The following is a 17,546-nucleotide window of genomic DNA, read 5'->3' as shown; positions in this document are numbered from 1 at the left end:
GGGCCTAGCGGGCGCCGGCGGACTCGGCCGGGGTGCGCAGTGTCTCCGCCGCGTCGGCCACCCGCCGTATCAACTCGAAGAACACCGTCTGCTCCTGAGCGGACAGCGGCGCCAGGAACACCTGGTTCATCCGGGCCGTCCGCACCGTGAGCCTGCGATGCGTCCGCGCCCCGTCCTCCGTGAGCCGCAGCAGCGACCGCCGCCCGTCCTGCGGATCGCGCACCTTGTCGAGGAGCCCCCGGCGCCCGAGCCGGCTGACGACCTCGGACATCGTCGACCGGTCGAGCCCCACCCGCTCCCCCACCGTGCGCTGGTCGAGCCCCGGCTCGGCGACGAGCGTGTTGAGGACCGCGAACTGCGGTGAGGTGATCTCCTCGGAGACCATCACGTTCCACAGCAGATAGTGGGCCTGCTGCAGCCGTCGGGCCAGGTGCCCGGGGTGGGTGGAGAGGTCCACCGCGGCCATGTTCGCTCCTCGGCTCGGCACAGTGTCGGACATGCTCGGCATTTCGTTCGTGCACTGAACAATACCCGGCCTCCACCGAGACATGTCCAGAACCGTGCACCCACGCGACCTCGTCGTTCTGCCGGCTCTTGACGAGGGAGCCGACGAGTGGCAGCGTGAAGGAAACTTCACTGAAATGCTCAGTGTCCTGATGAACTGGTCACCGGGTGCTCGGACGAGATGGGGCCTCACGGATGGACAAGGTGGTCGCCACAGCCCTTGAGGCAGTGGCCGATGTGCCGGACGGCGCGACACTCGCCGTCGGCGGGTTCGGCCTGAGCGGTGTGCCGAACGTACTGATCCAGGCGCTGTACGAGCGCGGGGTCTCGGGTCTCGGAGTGGTGTCGAACAACTGCGGTGCGATGGAGTCCGGCCTCGCGGTCCTCCTCGCGGCGGGCCGGATCGCCCGGGTGACCGGTTCGTACATCGGAGCCAACAAGGAGTTCGCGCGACAGTATCTCGCCGGTGAGCTGGAGGTCGAGATGATCCCGCAGGGCACGCTCGCCGAGCGGCTGCGCGCGGGCGGCGCGGGCATCCCGGCGTTCTTCACCCCGGCCGGTGTGGGCACCCAGGTCGCCGACGGCGGACTCCCCTGGCGCTACGACGGCAACGGCGGAGTCTCGCTGGCCTCGCCGCCGAAGGAGGTCCGCGAGTTCGACGGCGTCGAGTACGTGATGGAGCGCGGCATCCGTACCGACTACGCGCTCGTCCGCGCGGCCAAGGGCGACCGGCACGGCAACCTGGTCTTCAACAAGTCCTCCCGCAACTTCAACCCGCTCGCGGCCATGGCGGGCAAGGTGACGATCGCCGAGGTCGAGGAACTGGTGGAGCCCGGCGGGATCGACCCGGACGCGGTGCACGTACCCGGCATCTTCGTCCAGCGGGTCATCGCCCTCACCCCCGAGCAGGCGGCCGACAAGAAGATCGAGAAGCGGACGGTCTCCGCCTCCGCGGCAGAGGGAACGGTGAGCGAGTGATGGCCTGGACCCGTGAGCAGATGGCCGCCCGCGCGGCACGCGAGCTGAAGGACGGCCAGTACGTCAACCTCGGCATCGGTCTGCCGACGCTGATCCCGAACTACCTCCCGGACGACGTCGAGGTGATCCTGGAGTCGGAGAACGGGATCCTCGGCACCGGCCCGTACCCGACCGAGGACCAGGTCGACCCCGATCTGATCAACGCCGGCAAGGAGACGGTCACGGTCCTGCCGGGCGCCTCCTACTTCGACTCGGCCCTGTCGTTCTCGATGATCCGCGGCGGCCACATCGACGTCGCGGTCCTCGGCGCGATGCAGGTCTCCGCCGGCGGCGACCTCGCCAACTGGGCCATCCCCGGCAAGATGATCACCGGGATCGGCGGTGCGATGGACCTGGTCCACGGCGCGCGTACGGTCATCGTGGTCATGACCCACACCGCCAAGGACGGCTCGGCGAAGATCCTTGAGGAGTGCGCGCTGCCGCTGACCGGCAAGGCGTGTGTGAACCGGATCATCACCGATCTGGGTGTGCTCGATGTGACCGACGAGGGCCTGGTGCTGGTGGAGACCGCGCCCGGCGTGACCGTCGAGGAGATCGTCGCCAAGACCGCCGCGAAGGTACGTGTCCCCGAGGAGAGCCAGTCATGAGCAGTGCTCCGAGCAACGGTTCGAGCAAGGGTTCCGGCAGGGGCTCTGGCGGCGGGCTGAAGAACGTCTACATCGTCGACGCGGTCCGCACCCCGATCGGCCGCTACAACGGCGCTCTCGCGGGACAGCGCCCCGACGACCTGGCCGCGCACGCCATCCGTGAGCTGCTCGCCCGTACCCCGGACCTGGACCCGGCGCGGATCGAGGACGTGTACTTCGGCAACGCCAACGGCGCCGGCGAGGACAACCGCAACGTCGGCCGCATGGCCGCATTGCTGGCCGGACTGCCGACCTCCGTGCCGGGCGTGACCGTCAACCGGCTGTGCGCCTCCGGCCTCGAAGCGGTCCTCCAGGCGGCCCGCGCCATCGCGGTCGGCGACGCCTCGATCGCCGTCGCCGGCGGTGTCGAGTCCATGACCCGCGCCCCGTACGTCCTGCCCAAGAGCGACCGGGCCTTCCCCGCCGGACACACCGAGCTCTACTCGACCACGCTCGGCTGGCGCATGGTCAACCCGAGGATGGACCCGCAGTGGACCATCCCGCTCGGCGAGTCGGCCGAACTCATCGCCGACAAGCACAAGATCAGCCGGGAGCAGCAGGACGAGTTCGCGCTCGCCTCCCACCAGAAGGCCGCCAAGGCGCAGAGCGAAGGGCTGTTCGACGGGGAGCTGGCGCCCGTCTCCCTCCCGCAGCGCAAGGGTGACCCGGTCGTCTTCGGCGCCGACGAATGTGTACGGGCCGACGCGTCCCTCGCCGCCATGGCCAAGCTGAAGCCGTCGTTCCGCCCCGACGGAGGGACGGTCACCGCCGGCAACGCCTCGCCGCTCAACGACGGGGCCGCCGCGCTGCTGCTGGTGGACGAGGAGGGGCTCGCGGCCACCGGGCGTGAGCCGCTCGCCCGGGTCTCGGCGTCGGGTGTCTCGGCGATCGACCCGCAGTACTTCGGGCTGGCCCCCGTCGAAGCCGTGACGCGTGCGCTGGCCAAGGCGGGCAAGGGGTTCGGTGACCTGGACGTCCTGGAGCTGAACGAGGCGTTCGCCGCGCAGGTGCTCGGCTGTGTCGCCGAGTGGCCCGAGTTCGACCCCGCGATCCTCAATCCGCAGGGCGGGGCGATCGCGCTCGGCCATCCGCTGGGCGCCTCCGGTGCGCGGCTGGCCGGGACGGTCGCGCACCAGTTGGCCCGGAAGGGCGGCGGGGTCGGTGTCGCCACGCTGTGCATCGGGGTGGGGCAGGGACTCGCCCTCGTACTGGAGCGTTGACGCTCCGCATTCGCGCCGTCCGAAAACTGCGGGCCGTATGTGGCTGGTCGCGCCCACGCGGCGGAGCCGCACATCGATACCGCCCCGCGCCCCTTACGGGGCCCCCGACTTCGACGAGACCGCCAGAACCACTCAGGAACCCCCATGACACTCACCCAGCACGACATCGACCAGGAAATCGCGGCCGAACACGCCGCCTACGAGAAGCGGATCGCGGACGGGGCTCCCGTCGAGCATCAGCCGCGCCGGGACTACGCCCCGTACCGGTCCTCGGTGCTGCGGCACCCCAAGCAGCCGCCGATCTCCATCGACGTGACCAAGGACCCGGAGCTGGTGGAGCTGTCCTCCCCCGCGTTCGGGGAGCGGGACATCACCGAGATCGACAACGATCTGACCCGGCAGCACAACGGCGAGCCGATCGGTGAGCGCATCACCGTCTCCGGCCGGCTCCTCGACCGCGACGGGCGCCCGCTGCGCGGCCAGCTGGTGGAGATCTGGCAGTCCAACGCGGCCGGCCGCTACGCCCACCAGCGCGAGCAGCACGACGCGCCGCTTGACCCCAACTTCACCGGCGTCGGCCGCACCCTGACCGACGCCGACGGGCACTACCACTTCACGACGATCCAGCCGGGCCCCTACCCGTGGCGGCAGCACCTCAACGCCTGGCGGCCGGCCCACATCCACTTCTCGCTCTTCGGCTCGGCGTTCACCCAGCGGCTCGTGACGCAGATGTACTTCCCGAGCGACCCGCTGTTCCCGTACGACCCGATCATCCAGTCGGTGACGGACGACGCGGCCCGGCAGCGGCTGGTCGCCACCTACGACCACGGCCTGTCCGTGCCGGAGTTCTCGATGGGCTACGTCTGGGACATCGTGCTCGACGGCCCGCAGGCCACCTGGATCGAAGAAGGACGCTGACCCGCCATGACGAAGATCGACACGAGCCGCCCCGAGACGGTGCTCCCGACCCCGTCGCACACGGTCGGCCCCTTCTACGGCCACGCCCTGCCCTTCCCCGGCGGCGGCGACATCGCCCCCGTCGGCCACCCCGACACCGTCTCCCTCCAGGGTTACGTCTACGACGGCGAGGGCAACCCGCTGCCGGACGCCTTCCTGGAGCTGTGGGGCCCGGACCCGGACGGCAACCTCTCCCAGGTCGACGGCTCCATGCGGCGCGACCCGGCGAGCGGCGGCTTCCTCGGCCGCAACGGCGTGGAGTTCACCGGCTGGGGGCGCGTCCAGACCGACGCCAACGGGCACTGGACGGCGCGTACGCTACGGCCCGGCGCGCGCGGGCGGAACGCGCCGTACCTCAGCGTGTGCGTCTTCGCGCGCGGCCTGCTCGTCCACCTCTTCACCCGGATCTACCTGCCGGGCGACGAGGCCGCGCTCGCCGCCGACCCGCTGCTCTCCCGGGTGGACGAGGCGCGCCGGGGCACACTGATCGCCGAGGAGCAGGGCCCCGGCACCTACCGTTTCGACATCCGCCTTCAGGGCGAAGGCGAAACGGTCTTCCTGGAGTTCCAGTGACTTCTGCTGACGCCGACACCGGTCTGCTCGCCCCCGGGTGGACCGGTTCCCCGGCCGCGGCCGCGACGAGCGACACCGCCTATCTGCGGGCGCTGCTCGACGCCGAGGCCGCGCTGACCCGCGCCCAGACCGCGCTGGGGCTGGTCCCCGCCGGGGCCGGGCCCGCGGTGACCTCGGCGGCGGATGCCGCCCCCTTCGACGTACGGTCCCTCGCGGAACGCGCCCGTGGCGGCGGCAACCCGGTGATCCCCCTGGTCGCGGACCTCACCGAGGCGGTCGGCGCCGAGTACGGCCCGTACGTTCACCGGGGCGCGACCAGCCAGGACATCATGGACACGGCGACGATGCTGGTCGCCGCACGCACCCTCGACCTGATCCTCGCCGACCTCGGCCGTACGGAATCCGCGCTGGCCGCGCTCGCCGCCGCGCACCGGGACACCGCGATGCCGGGCCGCACCCTCACCCAGCACGCCGTCCCCACGACCTTCGGGCTGAAGGCGGCGGGCTGGCGCTCGCTGATCCTCGACGCCCGGGACCGGCTCGCGGTCGTACGGGCCGGTCTGCCCGCCCAACTCGGTGGCGCGGCGGGCACGTTGGCGGCCTTCACGGTCTTCGGGGCGACCGACAGCCATACGCCCGACAGCCGTACACCCGGCACCCATGCGATCGACACCCGCGCACTGAGTGCCGCGTACGCCCGTGAACTCGGCCTTCATGAGCCCGAGTTGCCCTGGCACACCCTGCGCACACCGGTCGCGGACCTCGCCGGAGTGCTGGCCTTCACGGCGGGCGCCCTGGGGAAGCTCGCGGTGGATGTGCTCACCCTGGCCCGTACGGAGATCGCGGAGGTCGCCGAGGGCAGCGGGGGCGGTTCGTCGGCGATGCCGCACAAGGCGAACCCCGTACGGTCGACGCTGATCGCGGCGGCGGCCCGGCGGGCGCCCCAGCTGGCGGCGACGCTGTACGGCGCGCTGGCCGCCGAGGACGAGCGTCCGGCGGGGGCGTGGCACGCGGAGTGGGAGCCGTTGCGTGATCTGCTCCGGCTGGTCGGGGGCGCCGCGCGGGACGCGGTGGAGCTCACGGGCGGTCTCCGGGTGGACGCCGACGCGATGCGCCGCCACCTGGACCTCACCCACGGGCTGATCGTCTCCGAGCGGCTGGCGGCCGAGCTGGCACCCGTGCTGGGCCGGGCCCGCGCCAAGGAGCTGCTCACCCGGGCCGCGAAGCGCGTCTACGCCGAGGGCCGTCCGCTGGGCGAACTGCTCGCCGAGGAGCCGGAGTTGAAGGACCTCGACCTCGCGGACCTCACGGACCCCGCCCGCTACACCGGCTCCGCCGGAGCCCTCACCGACCGCGCCCTGGAGCGACGTTGACCGACAAACTGCTCAACCACCGTGCGGAGGGCCCGACTTCGGCTCCCCCGCTGCTGCTCGGCCCCTCCCTCGGCACCTCCACGAAACTGTGGGACAAGGTGGCGCCCGAGCTGTCGATCACTCACCGGGTGATCCGCTGGGATCTGCCGGGGCACGGCGACTCGCCCGCCGGTCTGATCGCCCCCGGCGCGACGGTCGCCGATCTGGCCGGACTCGTCCTGACGCTGGCGGACGCGCTCGGCATCGAACGGTTCGCGTACGCGGGGGTGTCCCTGGGCGGCGCGGTCGGTCTGTGGCTGGCCGCGCACCACCCGGAGCGGGTCTCGTCGCTCGCCGTGATCTGCTCCTCGGCACACTTCAACGGGGAGAGGCCGTGGCGGGAGCGGGCGGAGCTGGTGCGGCGGGAGGGGCTGGCCGGGCTCGCCGAGTCGGCCGACGCCCGTTGGTTCACCCCCGGCTTCACCGTGCCGGAGCTGGTCGACGACCACCGGCACGCCGACCCGGAGGCGTACGCCGCCTGCTGCGACGCGCTCGCCGCGTTCGACATCCGCGAGGAACTGGCCGGGATCTCCGCGCCCACGCTTCTCGTCGCCGGCCGCCAGGACCCGGCGACACCGCCCGCGCAGCTGCGGGAGATCGCGGACGCGGTGCCCGGGTCGTCGCTCACGGAGATCCCCGGCGCGTCCCATCTCGCCCCCGCCGAGCGCCCGGAAGCCGTACTGGCCGCGTTGCGGGGGCACTTCGACGGATACGCCGCGCGCGGGATGGAGGTGCGCCGCCAGGTCCTCGGCGACGCGCACGTGGACCGCGCCCAGTCCCGGCAGACGCCCTTCACGGCCCGCTTCCAGGACTTCATCTCCCGCTACGCCTGGGGCGAGATCTGGACCGACCCCACGCTGTCCCACCGCGAACGCAGCATGATCACACTGACCGCGCTGGTCGCCCACGGCCACTACGACGAACTGGCCATGCACATCCGAGCGGCCCGCCGCAACGGCCTCACCCCGGACGAGATCGGCGCCGTCCTCCTCCAGACCGCCGTGTACTGCGGCGTCCCGGCGGCGAACTCCGCGTTCGCGACGGCACAGCGGGTGTTGGAGGAGGAGGGCGGGGAGGGGGGCTGAGCTATCCGAGCCGGGCCAGTGCCTCCTTCGCCCGCTTGACCAGCCCGTCCGCGCCGCAGGAGTCGGCCAGGGTCAGGCCCCGGTTGAGTTCGGAGGCCGAGCGGATGGCGATGCCGTAGTCGACTCGGGCCGCCGCGTGCTCGTAGGCGGACGGCGAGGCCGCCAGGTAGGTGACCGCCTTGGCGTACAGGGCGGCGGCCTGTTTGCCGGTGGCGAGGAAGGCCTCGACACGCAGGGCCTCACCGATGGCGGTGTCCGTGCCGAGGCGTTCGGCCCGGCGGCGGACGCTCATGGCGAGTTCGGCGGCGCGACGCGGGTCCTCGGAGGCGAGGGCCCGGGCGAGGTCGCCGCCCCAGGGGGCGATGACCGTGTTGTGGTGGCCCCGGGCGGCCGCCGCCTTCTCCGCGGCCTCCAGTTCGTTGATGCCGTCCTTGGTGCGGCCGACGGCGAGCAGCAGCCGGCCCCGTACGGAACGGGGGTCGGGCAGCACGACCGTGGACGGATACGGAGGCGCGAAGCCGTGCTCCTCCGCGACCGCCCAGGCTTCCTGGACATGGCCGCGGGCGAGCAGCGTGTCGACGAGGTTGCAGGTCGACGACCAGTGCAGGGGCAGCCCTCGGCCGACCCGCTCGGCGAAGGCCAGCGACTTGCGCAGGGACTCCTCCGCCTCCTTGAGCCGGCCCCGCATGCGATGCCCGTGCCCGACGTAGGCGTGGGCCAGGGCGAGATGGCCGCCGCTCCACCCGGCGGTCTCATAGGTGCGCAGGGCCTCCGTGTAGAGGCTCTCCGCCCGGTCGAGCCGGTCCGCGTAGGCGTACGCGATGGCCAGCATCAGCGGCAGTTCGATGTCCCACTCGCTGGCGGTCCAGCCGAGGCCCGGCGCCAGCCGTCCGTTGACGAGGGCGCGGTCGCAGAACTCGACGACCTCCTCGGCGCTCTCGCCGCGCACCACCGCGTCGAAGCCACGCAGGATGAGCAGCGCGCGCTCGGAGTTGTTGCTTCCCGTGCAGGCCGCGGCGAGGGCGGACAGTTCCTGGGAGTGGGTCGGTGAGAACTCCACGTCGGCGTGGATGACCTCCCACATGTAGTGCGCGGCCTGGAGCCGCATCCGGGCCGGGCCCGGTTCCAGCCGGGCGGCCTCCGCGTCGACCGTGCGGACGGCCTCCTCCAACTGGTCGTTGTGGAGGAGTGCCTGGGAGAGGCGGAAGACCGCGTTCACGCGCTCGTCGTCGTCGAGGCCCGGCTCGGCGAGGGCCGAGCGGAGGTACTCGACGGTGGTGGCGGGCGAGGTGAGGAGGGTCGCGCAGCCCAGTTCGTAGAGCACGCGGACCCGGACCTCCTGCTCCGGCGGCTCCTTCAGCGCACGCTCCAGACAGCGCCGGGCGGCGTCCGGGGCGCCCACGGCGAGATGCTCGCGCGCGGCGGCGCGCAACTGCTCGACCAGGTCGGGGTCGCCGTCGGCATGTACTTCGACGAGGTGGCGTGAGGCCGCGGCGGCGCCCCTCCCGGACTCGCTGACGACCGTCGCGGCCACGCCGTGGAACGCGGTGCGGATGCCCGGCGGGATCGACTTGTAGACCGCTGTGGCGATCAGCGGGTGCACGAACTCCAGGTCGCCGGCCCCGGCCCTGCGGTTGACCGGGCTGGGTTCGGTGAGGATGCGGGCGTCGGTCAGCAGGTCGGCGCACTCCTCCGCCGTCTCCAGGCTGAGGGAGGCGAGCCGGGCCACGATCTCCACGGAGATGCCGGTGTGCAGGATGGCCGCCGCCCAGGCGAAGCGGGTGGCGTCGACGCCGAGCGTCTCCAGGCGGGCGACGAGGCCTCGGCCGCGTGCCGTCTTGTTCAGGGCGCGCAGTTCGGCGGCGGAGCCCTCGGCGGGTTCCAGCTCGCTGTCCTGCACCTTGGCGAGGAGTTCGACGGTCTCGTAGGGGTTGCCGCCGGTCACCGCCCACACCTCGCGGCAGAACGGGTCGTCGGCGTGCTCCCCGACCGTGGCGCGGGTGAGCCCGGCGGTGGCCTCGGGCGTGAGCAGTTTGAGCGCGGGCATCGGGCGGGCCTTGGCGGCGACGCGGGCGAGATGGCGGGTGCCCTCACCGGTGGCCTCACCGGGTCGGCGGGCCACCACGACGAGGACGCACATCTCCGTCAGACGATCGACGACGCCGGACAGCCAGTGCAGGGTCTCCTGGTCGGCCCAGTGGGCGTCGTCGATCAGCAGCACGAGCGGCCAGCTCACCCGGGACAGCCGGTTCATGACGGCGACCAGTCCGTCGCACACGACCTGTGGGTCGGCGGGCCCGTCACCCGGCTCCGTGAGCCCCAGGGCGGGGCCGGCGATGTCGTACCAGTCGCCCAGGTACTCGCGGATCTCCTCGTCCAGCAGCCCGACCAACACGGGTTGCAGCAACTGCCGTACGACGTTGAAGGGGACGGACGTGACCGTCTCGCCACCGCGTGCGTACCAGGCCCTGCAGCCGCGTTCCTCGGCGATCCGGCGGGTCTCGGCCAGCAGGGCGGTCTTGCCGATGCCCGCCTCGCCGCTGAACACCAGAACACTGCCCGGAGACGCCTTGTCGACGCGGAGTTCGTCGATCGCCTGTGTGATGGCGGCGATCTCCGCGTCGCGCTCCCACAGGGAAGCCGAGGCGGCCTCATGGGGCCGTCCCTCCGTCATCCCGCTACCTCCCCGGTCGTCGCCCGAACGACGTACAGGTGATTGAGCGTAGCCCTCCGACTGCCGAAGTGGAGGCTGGTCCGGGCACCTATTGCCGTGTCGGGTGACATCGGACGGCTCCGGGGCGACGCATCCGGCCGCCCACCTGCCGCGTTGAAAGTGATGGGCAGTCAACTGCCCGTGATCCGCCACCGATTCTCCGGCGTCGACCGGGCTTCACCCCCTCAGGAGACGGCATGACCGCACCCGGACCCGGCCAGGACCCGCGCCCCGCCCGGCCCGAGCGGTCGCGTCGGGCCCTGTTCGCGGGGTCGGTCGGCAACTTGATCGAGTGGTACGAGTTCGGTGTCTACGGCTACTTCGCGACGGTCATCGCGGCCCGGTTCTTCACGCCGGAGGGCGGCGGTGAGGCCGAGGGACTGGTGAAGACGTACGCCTCGTTCGCGCTGGCGTTCTTCTTCCGGCCGGTGGGCGCCGCGCTGTTCGGCAGGCTCGGTGACCGGATCGGACGGCGTCCGGTGCTGATCCTGGTGATCGTCCTGATGACAGTGGCGACGACCTTGATCGGCGCGCTCCCCACGTACGACACGGTCGGCGCCCTCGCCCCCTGGCTGCTGACCTTCCTCCGGGTGCTCCAAGGTCTCTCCGCGGGAGGGGAGTTCGGGGGCGCGGTGTCGGTGATGACGGAGTTCGCGCCGCCGGGCAGACGGGGTCTTTACGGGTCGTGGCAGTCGTTCACGGTGGCGCTGGGGCTGCTGGGCGGGGCGGGGGTGGCCGCGCTGCTGGCGTCCGTCCTGTCCGCCGGGGAACTGGAGTCGTGGGGGTGGCGGCTGCCGTTCCTGTTGACGCTGCCGCTCGGCCTCGGCGCGCTGTGGCTGCGGTTGCGGCTGGAGGAGACGCCTGCCTTCCAGCGGGAGCGGGAGAAGGAGAGGGAGAGGGAGAAAGAAGGGGAAAGGGGGCAGCGGGGAGGGGCAGGGGAGGAGCAGGAGGGCGCAGGGGAGGAACGGGAAGGGGTAGGGGGCTCGGTGCGGCCGCCGGGCCGCGAGGTCGCGTGGGCCGTCGCGCTCGGCGCCGGTCGTGTCATGGGCTGGGCGGGGGCCGGTTACACGTTCCTGGTCGTGCTGCCCTCGTATCTCCAGAGCAGTCTGAACGCCACCTTTCACCAGGCCCTGCTGGCCACCGTGCCGGCCAATCTCGGTTTCGCGGTCACGATCGTCCCGGCCGGCCGGCTCAGCGACCGGGTCGGACGGCGGCCCGTGATGCTCACGGGCGCGCTGTCGGTGACGGTTCTGGCGCTGCCGTTGCTCAACCTGCTGCAGAACACGGGCACTTCGAACACGGCGAAGGGCGTCGCGGTCTTCGCGGCGGGCGCGGTCGTCGGGCTGATGGCGGGTCCGGGCCCGGCCATGCTCTCCGAGATGTTCCCGACGAGCGTCCGCTACACCGGGCTGGGACTCGCCTACGCCCTGTCCAATGCCGTGTTCTCGGGCTGCGCGGGCCTCATCATCACGGAGACGATTCTGCGGACGGGCAGCGTGGACATCCCGGCGTACTACGCGGCGGCGACCTGCGCGGTCAGCGCCCTCGCGCTGCTGACGCTCCGTAAGCCTGGGGAGGAACAGGGAAGTTGAGTGCGCGATGCGAGTGATCGGGCTGATGTCCGGGACGTCGTACGACGCCGTCGACGCCGCGGCGGCCGACCTGGACCTCGACGGGGACACCCTCACACTCAGGCCGCTCGGGCTGATCAGCAGGGCGTACGACGACGGCCTCCGCGAGGCGCTGCGCCTGGCACTCCCTCCGGCACCCACCACCGTCGCCGAGGTGTGCCGCCTGGACACCCGGATCGGACAGGCGTTCGCGGCACTGGCGGTCGAGGCGGACCGTGAACTCTGCGGGGGGCGAGCCGAGTTGGTGGCCTCGCACGGCCAGACGGTGTTCCACTGGGCCGAGGGGACCAAGAAGGCCGGGGGGACCGAGGTGCTCGGCACGTTGCAGCTCGGGCAGCCCGCCTGGATCGCCGAGGCGACGGGGCTGCCCGTGGTGGCCGACTTCCGGCCCCGGGACATCGCCGCCGGTGGCCAGGGCGCGCCGCTGGTGAGCCTCGTCGACCTGCTGTGGCTGCGCGGCCGTCCCGGCACTCCGGTCGCCCTCAACCTGGGTGGCATCGCCAACCTCACCGCGCCCGACGGCACCGCGTTCGACACCGGGCCCGCGAACGCCCTGATCGACGCGGCGGTGCGGGACGCGACGGGCGGGCGGTTGTCGTACGACGTGGACGGCGCCCTCGCCGCCCGTGGCACCGTTCACGAACCGCTGCTGCGCCGGCTGCTCGCCGAGCCGTACTACGCGCTGCCCGCGCCGAAGACCACCGGCAAGGAGTTGTTCCACGACGGCTATCCGCGCGCCGCGCTGGCCGAGTTCCCGGGGCTGCGTCCGGCGGACGTCCTCGCGACCCTCACGCTCCTCACCGCCCGCACGGTCGCGGACGCGAGCCGCGCGGTGCGGGCCACCGAGGTGATCGCGGCGGGCGGCGGCACCCGCAATCCGACGCTGATGCGGATGCTGGGCGCGGAACTGGCGGACGTCCCCCTGCGGATGTCGGACGAGTGGGGCCTCCCGGCGGACGCGAAGGAGGCCTACGCCTTCGCCGTCCTGGGCTTCCTGACCGTCCACGACCTCCCGGGCACCGACCCGTCGAGCACCGGCGCCCGACACGCGAGCGTCCTGGGCTCGGTGACCCCGGGCCGCCGAGGTCTGCCCCGACCGGGTCGCGATGCCGGGCCCGGCGGCCGATCGCCGCTGGCGCGCTCGGGGGCGGCGAGCGCCGTACGGGCACCGGTTCGGCTGGTCATCCGGTGAACCGCCGGAAGCCCTGGGCGCCGGGCCCAGAGGCCGGGCGCCGCCGGGGCATTCAGGACATTCGGGGCCGGTGCGTGTGCTGCGGGCGCCGGTTCGGCTGGTTGTCCGGTGGGACGGCGGGCGGGTCGGGGGTCCGGGGTGCCGTCCTCCGTACAGGTCGCCACAGTGGGTGTTTTCGTCGAACTCGGGCGGGCGGCGGGGGAAACGGGCTGTGGGGGTGCGAAAAACCGTCCCCTCTCATCCGGTTTTCACTCCGGCCTCATACGGTGGGCCCATGACGCAGGTGACTCCTCCCGGCTGGTACCCCGACCCCGGCCAGACGAATGACGCGCCCGCCACCGAGCGCTGGTGGGACGGCAAGGCGTGGACGGACCAGGTCCGGCCCGTGGGCAGCCCGGCCGGGGGGTTCGGGCCGCCGGCCTATCCGCCGGCCGCGGGCTCGTACCCGCCGGCCGCAGGCCCGTACCCCCCGGGCGCGGGATACCCCGGATACCCGGGATACCCGGCCGCGGCTCCGAAGCGCGGTCTGCGCACCGGGATAGCCGTGGCCGTGGCGGCGGCGGTGCTGGCCAGCATCGGGGTGGGGGTGTACGCCCTGGCCGGCAACGACAGTGGTGGTGAGGGCAGCGCGACGTCGCAGGGGCCCAACGGCCAGGGCGGTGCCGACGGCGGCCAGGGCGGGCCGGGCGGCAACTCCGGCGGCCAGGGCGGACCCGGTGGATCGGGCGGCTCCGGTGGCTCCGACGGCCAGACACCGGCGCCGGACGGGTCCGGGCAGCCGCCGCGGAGCGAGGAGGGGTACGCCACCGACACGACCAGCGGCATCAGCATCCCCGTGCCCGACGACTGGGTCGGCTCGGCCCTGCAAGGCGGCGCGCAGGTGACGACGGAGGCCTCGTACGAGTGCCCGGTCGACCCCACGAAGACCTGCACGCGCGGTGGCGCCTACTCGACGCCGGCCGAACTGCTGAAGCTGAAGGCCACCACCGCCGAGGCCGCCGCAAAGGAGGACATCTCCCAGAACGCGGAGGACGCCTACGGCAGCGAGGGCTACGGGAAGATCACCTCGCACGAGGAGCTGGCCTCCAAGGCGGTGACCGTGGCCGGTGAGAAGGGCTACTACGTCCGCTGGAAGGTGATCACGGGCAAGGGCGACGACGGCTATGTCGAGTCGCTCGCCTTCCCCTCCCCCGCCGACTCCTCACGGCTCGTCGTGGTCCGCTTCGGCATCGACGTGAGCGACGAGGCGCCCAAGCAGACGGTCATCGACGAGATCACCAAGGGCATCAAGAAGGCGTCGATCAGCGGCGGGGGCGGCAGCGGTCAGGACGTGTGATCCTTCACATCGATCCTGCGCGTTGATCCTGTGCGTTGCTCGTGCGCGTTGATCCTGCGCGTTGATCCTGTGCGTTGCTCGTGCGCGTTGATCCCGCGCACCGGCCCTTCGTACTGCCGAGCTCGCCCGCGTCCCGAAAGGCCGGCCGGGTGGGATTCCTCTCCGCTCCAGAGGAAGCCCACCCGGCCGGGGTACGCGCCGCCCCCGTCCCCACGGTGCGGCGCGATCAGGTCGTCGTCCGGTTCAACCCACGGACGGCGGCCCGAGTCTCACGCGAGGCCGAGCGTCGGTAGCACGGCCGCCTCGATGAACTTGATGATGTACGTCTCGTCCGCGTCCTGACCCTCCAGGACCGGGCGGGCCCGCAGTACGCCGAAGATCTGCGCCGGGATGAACTCCAGTGCCGGGTGGTCCGCGGGGACCTCGCCCCGGGCCACCCCTCGGCCGATCATCGTCCTGAGGGCCTCGATCTCCGGCTCCACCAGGGCGTCCCGCAGGGCCGACTGCAACTCCTCGTCCTGCACGACGGCATGGCCGAGGGCCTGGAAGAGCCGACCCTCCAGAACGTAGCCCTCACCGGCGTGCCGGGCCACTTCGCGCAGATCACCGGCGAGGGTGCCGGTGTCGATCCCCGCGAAGCGGACACTGCGCCGTGCGCGCAGCGCGGCGGCCACGAACTGAGGCTTGGTCCTCCACTGCCGGTAGAGCGTCGACTTGCTGCACCGCGTGGTCGCGGCGACGCCCTCCATGGTCACGGAGTCGTATCCGCACTCACGGATCTGTTCGAGCACAGCGTCGAAGAACTCCTGCTCACGCTCGGGCGTGAGTTTGGAGCGGCGCGAGGCGACGGCCGTCTCCGGCCCGTCCGCTGCCTGCGACGTCATGGCCCCTGTCTCCTTCGGTCGTCCCCATGCCGAAAGGCCTGTCGATACGCCACTGTACCGGAACGCCGCCGTATCGGTACCCTGCCGTATCGATACCCACTCGTTTCGGTACAGTGGCGTATCGGTACACTCTCGTATCGGTACCAGCACGTATCGGTACTCGTGCGTGTCGGTACCACCGCGTGTCGGTACTGCCGCGTGTCGATCGTCTGTGCCGCCAAGGGAACCAGCGCCACCAGCGCCGTCAGTGAAAGGGCCGGGGGATGGAATGCCGCACCGAGCCTGCGAAAGAGCCGGCAACCGCGATGGCGCGGCCGCCGCTCGTCCGTGAGTTCCTGCTCGTCGCAGGGCTCTTCCTCGTCTACAAGTTCGGCCGGACGCTGGCCGACGGCCACACCGCCGAGGCCTTCCGCAACGCCCACCACGTGTGGGACTGGGAACGCGCCCTCGATCTGCCGGACGAGGGTTCCGTGCAGTCCGCGCTGCTGCACGGCGACACGCTGGTCCACGTCGCGAACGTCTACTACGCGACCGTCCACTTCCCGGCCACCGCGACCTTCCTGGTCTGGCTGTATCTGCGGCGCCCCGCGCACTACGTCTGGGCGCGCCGGGTCCTGGCCGCCCTCACCGCCGCCGCCCTGGTGCTGCACCTCGCGTTCCCGCTGGCGCCGCCGCGGATGCTGGACGTGGCGGGCCTCGTCGACACCGGACAGGTGTACGGGCCGACGGTGTACTCGGCGACGCCGACGACCGACACCATGGCGAACCAGTTCGCGGCGATGCCCTCACTGCACTTCGGCTGGGCCCTGATGGTCGCGGTCGGACTGATCGCCGCGACCCGGTCGCGGTGGCGCCTGCTGTGGCTGCTGCATCCGCTGGTGACCCTGGTCGTGATCGTCGGTACGGCGAACCACTACTGGCTGGACGCGATCGTGGCGGGCACCCTGCTGGCCGTCGCCCTCGCCGTGATCCAGCTCCCGCACCGGACGGCCACGACCGCCGGGCAGCACGCCAAGGCCCTCGTACCGGCCGAGGAGCCCGTCCTGGTGGGAGCGGGCCGATGAACGCCACCCTCGTCGCCGTCGCCCTGTCCCTGGTCTCCGCCGTCGCCTACGCGGGCGCCGCCGTGGCCCAGGAGCGGCTCGCCTCCCGCAGCGCCGACACGGGCGTACGGCGGATGCTCGTCAGCGGTGCGTGGTGGGGTTCGGTCGCGCTGAACGCGGGCGCCGCGCTGCTGCACGTCGTGGCGCTCAAGTACGGCCCCCTCACCGTCGTGCAGCCCCTCGGCGCGCTCACCCTCGTGGCCGCGGTGCCGCTCGGGGCGCGGGTGGCCGGGCGGCGGGTCACCGCGACGGAGTGGCGGGGCACGGCGCTCACGCTGGCCGGGCTCGCCGCGATCCTGATCGTCGCGTCCGGGCCCGCGCCCGACGACGTGCTGAGCGTTCCGGAGGCCGTCGGGGTGGCCGGGGCGACCGCCGCGCTGATCGGCTTCCTCTCCCGGCCCGGCGCCAGGCCCGGGCTGCGCCATGCCGGTGCCTCCGGTATGGCCTCGGGTGTCGCGTCCGCGCTCACCCAGACCGTGACGGTCGCCGCGACCGACCGCTCGGGCTCCCTCCTCGACGTCGAGGTCGTCGTGGTGGCCCTGCTGGTCGCCGCGTTCGCCGTGGGTGGTCTGCTGCTCTCCCAGACCGCCTACCGCGGGGGCCTGGGCGCGCCCCTCGCGGTCGTGACCCTGTCCAACCCCCTGGCCGCCGCCGCGATCGGCCTCTCCCTCCTCGGCGAGGGCCTGCGGGGCGGGGTCGCCGGGGTGCTGCTCGCCGTGGCGGGAGCGGTGGTGGCGGCGCGGGGTGTGGTGCTGCTGACCCGGGTGACCCCGGAGGCCGGGATCCGGCCGGTGGATACGGCGGCGCGGCCGGTGGATGCGGCGGCGCGGCCGGTGGATGCGGCGGCGCGGCCGGTGGATGCGGCGACCGGGCTGGTGGATGCCGCTCCGCCGGTGGGGACTGCTCCGGTGGACGAGGACCACCCGGTGGCTGCCGTCCTCGCCCTGGAGCCCCACCACGCTCCGACGGAACCGTCGTTGCTGCCCCGTCGGCCAGGCTCCCCGGCACCTGGACACCTCACCCCCCTCTGAGCAGGCGGGGCCGGGAGACGCTCACCGGCGCTGACAGGGTGCCGCCTGCGCCCACCCGTGCCGCCCCAGCGGCACGACTGCCCGCAGCTGGGAGCGGCGCGAACGGCGGCACCCGGACGCGCCCCTGAAGCCGCAGGCCTTCAGACACCCGGACGCGGGGCCGGGGGGCGCGGGCGGGGGCGCGCCCGGGGGGGCGGCGGGCGCCGCCCAAACAGCCCCCACCCCCCCCCCCACCGCCGCC

The 17,546-nt window shown here is 72.6% G+C and carries 15 protein-coding genes; 12 read left to right on the top strand and 3 right to left on the bottom strand.

Annotation, left to right across the window (positions count from 1 at the left end):
• Positions 1-4: 4 nt before the first annotated feature.
• The gene (locus ABT147_RS41080) at positions 5-466 is read right to left on the bottom strand and encodes a MarR family winged helix-turn-helix transcriptional regulator (protein ID WP_351416278.1); all 462 of its coding nucleotides are present in this window, start codon (positions 464-466) and stop codon (positions 5-7) included.
• Positions 467-699: 233 nt separating this feature from the next.
• Between ABT147_RS41080 and ABT147_RS41075 the strand changes: the two genes are divergently transcribed.
• The 7 genes from ABT147_RS41075 (at position 700) to pcaDC (ending at position 7,415) form a co-directional block, all read left to right on the top strand.
• Entirely contained in the window at positions 700-1,482 is a 783-nt protein-coding gene (locus tag ABT147_RS41075) for a CoA transferase subunit A (protein WP_351416275.1), read from the top strand.
• On the top strand, positions 1,482-2,129 hold the full coding sequence (locus ABT147_RS41070; protein ID WP_351416273.1) for a CoA transferase subunit B: 648 nt from the start codon (positions 1,482-1,484) through the stop codon (positions 2,127-2,129). Before ABT147_RS41075 ends, ABT147_RS41070 begins: the two co-directional genes overlap by 1 nt.
• Positions 2,130-2,185: 56 nt before the next feature.
• Positions 2,186-3,388, top strand: coding sequence for a thiolase family protein (locus ABT147_RS41065; RefSeq protein ID WP_351416331.1), 1,203 nt, complete (start codon positions 2,186-2,188; stop codon positions 3,386-3,388).
• Positions 3,389-3,532: 144 nt separating this feature from the next.
• The gene (pcaH, locus tag ABT147_RS41060; protein WP_351416271.1) at positions 3,533-4,306 is read left to right on the top strand and encodes a protocatechuate 3,4-dioxygenase subunit beta; all 774 of its coding nucleotides are present in this window, start codon (positions 3,533-3,535) and stop codon (positions 4,304-4,306) included.
• A 6-nt stretch (positions 4,307-4,312) separates the two neighbouring features.
• Positions 4,313-4,918: a protocatechuate 3,4-dioxygenase subunit alpha gene (pcaG, locus tag ABT147_RS41055; RefSeq protein ID WP_351416268.1), complete on the top strand. Its 606-nt coding sequence runs from the start codon at positions 4,313-4,315 to the stop codon at positions 4,916-4,918.
• Positions 4,915-6,291 carry a 3-carboxy-cis,cis-muconate cycloisomerase gene (pcaB, locus tag ABT147_RS41050; protein WP_351416266.1) on the top strand — a complete coding sequence of 459 codons (1,377 nt, stop codon included), beginning with the start codon at positions 4,915-4,917 and terminating at the stop codon, positions 6,289-6,291. Before pcaG ends, pcaB begins: the two co-directional genes overlap by 4 nt.
• The gene (gene pcaDC / locus ABT147_RS41045; RefSeq protein WP_351416263.1) at positions 6,288-7,415 is read left to right on the top strand and encodes a bifunctional 3-oxoadipate enol-lactonase/4-carboxymuconolactone decarboxylase PcaDC; all 1,128 of its coding nucleotides are present in this window, start codon (positions 6,288-6,290) and stop codon (positions 7,413-7,415) included. The genes pcaB and pcaDC overlap by 4 nt, the downstream gene beginning before the upstream one ends.
• A 1-nt stretch (position 7,416) precedes the next feature.
• Here the strand turns inward: pcaDC and ABT147_RS41040 are convergent, their stop codons facing one another.
• Positions 7,417-10,089, bottom strand: coding sequence for an ATP-binding protein (locus ABT147_RS41040; protein ID WP_351416261.1), 2,673 nt, complete (start codon positions 10,087-10,089; stop codon positions 7,417-7,419).
• A 236-nt stretch (positions 10,090-10,325) separates the two neighbouring features.
• Between ABT147_RS41040 and ABT147_RS41035 the strand changes: the two genes are divergently transcribed.
• The 3 genes from ABT147_RS41035 to ABT147_RS41025 all read left to right on the top strand — a co-directional run bounded on the left by ABT147_RS41035 (position 10,326) and on the right by ABT147_RS41025 (position 14,287).
• Positions 10,326-11,720 carry an MFS transporter gene (locus ABT147_RS41035; protein ID WP_351416258.1) on the top strand — a complete coding sequence of 465 codons (1,395 nt, stop codon included), beginning with the start codon at positions 10,326-10,328 and terminating at the stop codon, positions 11,718-11,720.
• A gap of 7 nt (positions 11,721-11,727) precedes the next feature.
• Positions 11,728-12,951, top strand: a complete 1,224-nt coding sequence (locus ABT147_RS41030) for an anhydro-N-acetylmuramic acid kinase (RefSeq protein WP_351416256.1) — start codon at positions 11,728-11,730, stop codon at positions 12,949-12,951.
• Between the two features lie 274 nt (positions 12,952-13,225).
• Complete coding sequence (locus tag ABT147_RS41025; protein WP_351416253.1) at positions 13,226-14,287, top strand: DUF2510 domain-containing protein; 1,062 nt, start codon at positions 13,226-13,228, stop codon at positions 14,285-14,287.
• Between the two features lie 269 nt (positions 14,288-14,556).
• On the opposite strand, the gene ABT147_RS41020 is transcribed toward ABT147_RS41025, so the two are convergent.
• On the bottom strand, positions 14,557-15,171 hold the full coding sequence (locus tag ABT147_RS41020) for a TetR/AcrR family transcriptional regulator (protein ID WP_351416251.1): 615 nt from the start codon (positions 15,169-15,171) through the stop codon (positions 14,557-14,559).
• 263 nt (positions 15,172-15,434) lie between these two features.
• Between ABT147_RS41020 and ABT147_RS41015 the strand changes: the two genes are divergently transcribed.
• The gene (locus ABT147_RS41015) at positions 15,435-16,235 is read left to right on the top strand and encodes a phosphatase PAP2 family protein (RefSeq protein ID WP_351416249.1); all 801 of its coding nucleotides are present in this window, start codon (positions 15,435-15,437) and stop codon (positions 16,233-16,235) included.
• Positions 16,232-17,305: a DMT family protein gene (locus ABT147_RS41010; protein WP_351416246.1), complete on the top strand. Its 1,074-nt coding sequence runs from the start codon at positions 16,232-16,234 to the stop codon at positions 17,303-17,305. The genes ABT147_RS41015 and ABT147_RS41010 overlap by 4 nt, the downstream gene beginning before the upstream one ends.
• Positions 17,306-17,546: the final 241 nt, after the last annotated feature.

Source organism: Streptomyces sp. NPDC001868, from assembly GCF_040297125.1.
Classification (GTDB): domain Bacteria; phylum Actinomycetota; class Actinomycetes; order Streptomycetales; family Streptomycetaceae; genus Streptomyces.
Note: the sequence above shows the minus strand (reverse complement) of the source record. Positions and strands in the feature narration are given on the sequence as shown.